The 3762-nt window shown below is 62.1% G+C and carries 6 protein-coding genes and 1 pseudogene; 5 read left to right on the top strand and 2 right to left on the bottom strand.

Annotation, left to right across the window (positions count from 1 at the left end):
• Both EN906_RS26285 and EN906_RS26280 read left to right on the top strand, forming a co-directional pair.
• Positions 1-271 (top strand): annotated as a pseudogene (locus EN906_RS26285) (threonine dehydratase); the annotation flags it as partial.
• A complete protein-coding gene (locus EN906_RS26280; RefSeq protein WP_127271772.1) occupies positions 268-834 on the top strand; it encodes a DUF1697 domain-containing protein in 567 nt (188 codons plus the stop codon). The pseudogene EN906_RS26285 and the gene EN906_RS26280, both read left to right, overlap by 4 nt.
• A 5-nt stretch (positions 835-839) precedes the next feature.
• Here the strand turns inward: EN906_RS26280 and EN906_RS26275 are convergent, their stop codons facing one another.
• Complete coding sequence (locus EN906_RS26275; RefSeq protein ID WP_127271774.1) at positions 840-1133, bottom strand: DUF2218 domain-containing protein; 294 nt, start codon at positions 1131-1133, stop codon at positions 840-842.
• A 145-nt stretch (positions 1134-1278) separates the two neighbouring features.
• Positions 1279-1719, bottom strand: coding sequence for a lactoylglutathione lyase (gloA, locus tag EN906_RS26270; protein WP_127271577.1), 441 nt, complete (start codon positions 1717-1719; stop codon positions 1279-1281).
• 217 nt (positions 1720-1936) lie between these two features.
• On the opposite strand from gloA, the gene EN906_RS26265 reads away from it, so the two are divergent.
• The 3 genes from EN906_RS26265 to EN906_RS26255 form a co-directional block, all read left to right on the top strand.
• On the top strand, positions 1937-2533 hold the full coding sequence (locus EN906_RS26265; protein WP_032901396.1) for a cold-shock protein: 597 nt from the start codon (positions 1937-1939) through the stop codon (positions 2531-2533).
• A gap of 24 nt (positions 2534-2557) precedes the next feature.
• Positions 2558-3118: a DUF192 domain-containing protein gene (locus EN906_RS26260; protein ID WP_127271578.1), complete on the top strand. Its 561-nt coding sequence runs from the start codon at positions 2558-2560 to the stop codon at positions 3116-3118.
• 20 nt (positions 3119-3138) lie between these two features.
• The coding region (locus EN906_RS26255; RefSeq protein WP_164777368.1) for an alpha/beta hydrolase at positions 3139-3762 on the top strand (624 nt) is incomplete at its 3' end.

Genomic DNA, 3762 nt, shown 5'->3' with positions numbered 1-3762 from the left:
ACCGCTCCGAGGGCTGAAGAAATACTTCATCATCCGCTTTCCGCAGCGGCCCGGCGCGCTGCGAGACTCCCTCGAACTGCTCGGGCCCGACGACGACATCGCCCGTTTCGAATATCTGAAGAAATCGGCGCGCAATTTCGGTTCGGTGCTGATCGGCATCGAAACCAAGGACCGCCGCAATTTCGATCTGCTCAAAGCGAAGTTCGAGGCCGAGGGCGTCCAGTATCAGGACATCACCGACAACGAGACATTGGCCGGGTTCATCATATGAGCGGCAAGGAGGCAGGAAAAATCTTCGTCGCGCTGTTTTCCGGCATCAATGTCGGCGGCAACCGCATCGTCAAAATGGCGGAGCTGCGGTCGTTCTTCGAGGATCTCGGCTTTTCCGATGTCGCCACCTATGTGCAGAGCGGCAATGCCGTGTTCCGGGCGAAGAAGGGCGACGCGGCCGCGCTGACGAAACAGATCGAAGCAGCCTTCGAGAAGAAATGGGGTTTTTATTCGCGCATCATGGTGCGCGATCTCTCATGGTTCGAGCGGCTGGTGAACGAAAACCCTTACCCGGAAGTTGCCGGGGACCATACCAAGCTGCATGCCTATGTGCTGGAGCGCGAGCCGACAGCGGACGAGGTGGCGCGACTGACCGAAAAGTGCACCGGCCCCGAACGCTTCGAGATCAAGGGCGATGTGCTCTACTTGCACGCGCCGGACGGGCTGGGCAAATCGGTGTTTGCCGGGCTGATCCCGCGCACGCTGAAAGTCCCGGGCACCGCACGCAACTGGCGCTCCGTGCAGGCGCTGCTGGAGATGGCTGCTCAGACCGGTGGGAAGTAGGCGGCCTATGCCGCCGGTGCTGGTTTCCAGTCGAAGGTCAGTTCTTCGCGGAAAGCAAAGCGCTTGATGTGATCGGCGACAACGCTTTCCAGGCGCTCGATCGATCCCGCTTCGTCGGTCGACACCGTGATATGCAGTGTCGCCGCATTGGCATCCATGACGGTACGGCCCATTGAGAGATCGATGGTGCCGTGGGTGGGATCGAACTCGACCGGGAATTTGTGCGCCCAGTGCTTGCACAGCTGCTGCAGGTAGCGGCTGGCATGTTCGGTGGCGACGTCGGCATGGCTGGTCGGCATGAATTCTCCTGGGCAAGCGCCTGTTGCATGGCTGGGCGCCGGCCCAAGCCTGGCGCCTCAGCCAGACAGATAGGCGCCGCCCCTGAAAAACCAAACGGTACCGGGCCGTCAGCCTGGCATTGTCCGCTCAAGACAGCGTGATCGGCTACCAGCTTCCGGTGTTCGCCATCGAAGCCCAGGGCTCCGCCTTGGCCTTGGCCGGGCCTTTCTGCAGAAGCTCGATCGAGATGCCGTCCGGCGACTTGACGAAAGCCATGTTGCCGTCGCGCGGCGGCCGGTTGATGATGACGCCATTGTCCATCAGATGCTGGCAGGTGGCGTAGATGTCGTCGACCTCATAAGCGAGGTGGCCGAAATTGCGTCCGCCCTTGTAGTCTTCCGGATCCCAATTGTAGGTCAGTTCGATCAGCGGTGCCTTGTCGGCGATGCCGCTTTGCTCGTCTTCGGAGGCCGCGAGGAAGATCAGCGTGAAGCGGCCTTGCTCGTTTTCGTAGCGGCGCACTTCCTTGAGGCCGAGCTTGTTGCAGTAGAAGTCGAGCGAGGCATCGACGTCGGTGACGCGGATCATGGTGTGCAGATAGCGCATGTGATTTCCTCGATAAATTGCGTTGCGGCGCAACATAGGGTCGGCCCTGTCAAAGGGCAATCGTGCGGCGGTGCGCAATGCCGGCAAAGAACAAATCCGGTATTGCCCAAATGAACCGTGAAAAAAGGCACGGCAGGTCTTGCACAGACCGGAAGCCGCAGTGTTAATCTGTTGGCAAGAATCAGTTGCGGTGTTCTTGAAAAAAGGGGGCATTCTTATGGGGGAAAAGGCCTCTTTGACGGGGCGGGACGGACCCCTCGGCGACGCCTTGCAGCGTGACGAAGGCGGCGATGCCGCGGACTTGCTCGAAATAGCCGGCGCCATCAAGTGGTTCGATGTGGCCAAGGGCTATGGTTTCATTTTGCCGGATGACGGCATTTCCGGCGATATCCTCCTCCATGTGACATGTCTTCGAAGGGATGGCTTTCAGACGGCCCTGGAGGGCGCACGCGTGGTCTGCCTCGTCAAACATGGCGACCGCGGATTGCAGGCCTTCCGGGTGCTCTCTATGGACGTCACCACCGCGGTCCACCCGGCCGAGATGCAGGAGCAGCGCACCCATGTCGCGGTGACGCCGGAGAGCGGTCTCGAACGCGCCCTGGTGAAATGGTTCAACCGCACCAAGGGGTTTGGTTTTCTCACCCGCGGCGAGGGCACCGAGGACATCTTCGTCCATATGGAGACCTTGCGCCGTTACGGTATCACCGAGCTTCGGCCGGGGCAGGTCGTGCTGGTTCGTTTCGGACGCGGCGACAAAGGCCTTATGGCCGCCGAAATTCACCCCGATATGGGGACCTTGCCGGTCTCGCACTAGGGCGTTTCCGGCCGAGGATTTCGAATGGCTTACAGGAACTGGCTGACCGCGGGCGCGATGTGCGCGATTGCCTTCATCGCCGCCGCCGGTGGTTACTTCTATTCCGAAAAGCCGACCTCGGCGGACAGCCGGGCGATGATCCTTCCAGCCGATCCGGCGCCATTGGTCGTGGTGACGAAAGGCGGTGATCGCTCTTTTTCCATCGAAGTCGCCGACACCGCCGCGGAGCGCGAGGCCGGCTTGATGTACCGCCAGGACATGGCGGACAACCACGGCATGCTGTTCGTCTTCGAGGTCCAGCAGCAGGTTGGCTTCTGGATGCACAACACGCCAATGCCGCTTGATCTGATTTTCGTCGGCCAGGATGGCAAGATCCGGGCGGTCAAGCACGGCGAGCCGCAATCGGACGCCGTCGTTTCGCCCGGCGTACCGGTGCGCTTCGTGCTCGAGCTCAAGGCCGGCACTGCCGCCAGGAACGGCATCGAGTATGGCGACCTTTTGCGCCATCCGGCCGTGGGCACGGTATCCGGCCCCGGCATGCCACCAGCCGACAATGGCGATGCACCCAATGGCGGTGGCGGTTGAGCACACAGGCGGGATCGCAGATGCAGTCTTTCACCCATGACGGCTTCGAGCTTACCTTCCTCGACCGCCAGCCGGCATCGGGCGAGGGCGATCCGGTGCTGATGATCCATGGCTTCGCCTCGAGCCATTATGTCAACTGGGTGTCGCCCGGCTGGTTCAAGACGCTGAACGACGCCGGTTACCGCGCCATCGCCTTCGACAATCGCGGCCACGGCTCGTCGTCCAAGAGCTATGAGGAGGCCGACTACACGCCGGTCAAGATGGCTTCCGATGCCGCTGCCTTGCTCGGCCATCTCGGCATCGGGCGCGCTCATGTCATGGGTTATTCGATGGGCGCGCGCATCGCGGCGTTCATGGCGCTGTCCGATCCGGACAAGGTGGCGACGCTGGTCTTCGGCGGTCTCGGCATCGGCATGGTCGACGGTGTCGGCGATTGGGATCCGATCGCCGCCGCCTTGCTTGCCGATGATCCGGCCGCCACCAGCCATCCGCGCGGCCGGTCGTTTCGCGCCTTCGCCGACCAGACCCGCAGCGATCGCCGGGCCTTGGCCGCTTGCATCGCCAAATCGCGCGAATTGCTGAGCGAGCAGGATATCGCCCGCATCGCCCAGCCGACGCTGGTCGCCGTCGGAACCACCGACGAC

Source organism: Mesorhizobium sp. M7A.F.Ca.CA.004.06.1.1 (assembly GCF_003999135.1).
Classification (GTDB): domain Bacteria; phylum Pseudomonadota; class Alphaproteobacteria; order Rhizobiales; family Rhizobiaceae; genus Mesorhizobium.
The sequence above is the reverse complement of the archived record's forward strand: the minus strand, read 5'-3'. Positions and strand labels throughout refer to the sequence as shown.

Coding starts and splice junctions, on each gene's coding strand:
- EN906_RS26280 (WP_127271772.1), top strand. CDS start 268: ATGAGCGGCAAGGAGGCAGGAAAAATCTTCGTCGCGCTGTTTTCCGGC.
- EN906_RS26275 (WP_127271774.1), bottom strand. CDS start 1,133: ATGCCGACCAGCCATGCCGACGTCGCCACCGAACATGCCAGCCGCTAC.
- gloA (WP_127271577.1), bottom strand. CDS start 1,719: ATGCGCTATCTGCACACCATGATCCGCGTCACCGACGTCGATGCCTCG.
- EN906_RS26265 (WP_032901396.1), top strand. CDS start 1,937: ATGGGGGAAAAGGCCTCTTTGACGGGGCGGGACGGACCCCTCGGCGAC.
- EN906_RS26260 (WP_127271578.1), top strand. CDS start 2,558: ATGGCTTACAGGAACTGGCTGACCGCGGGCGCGATGTGCGCGATTGCC.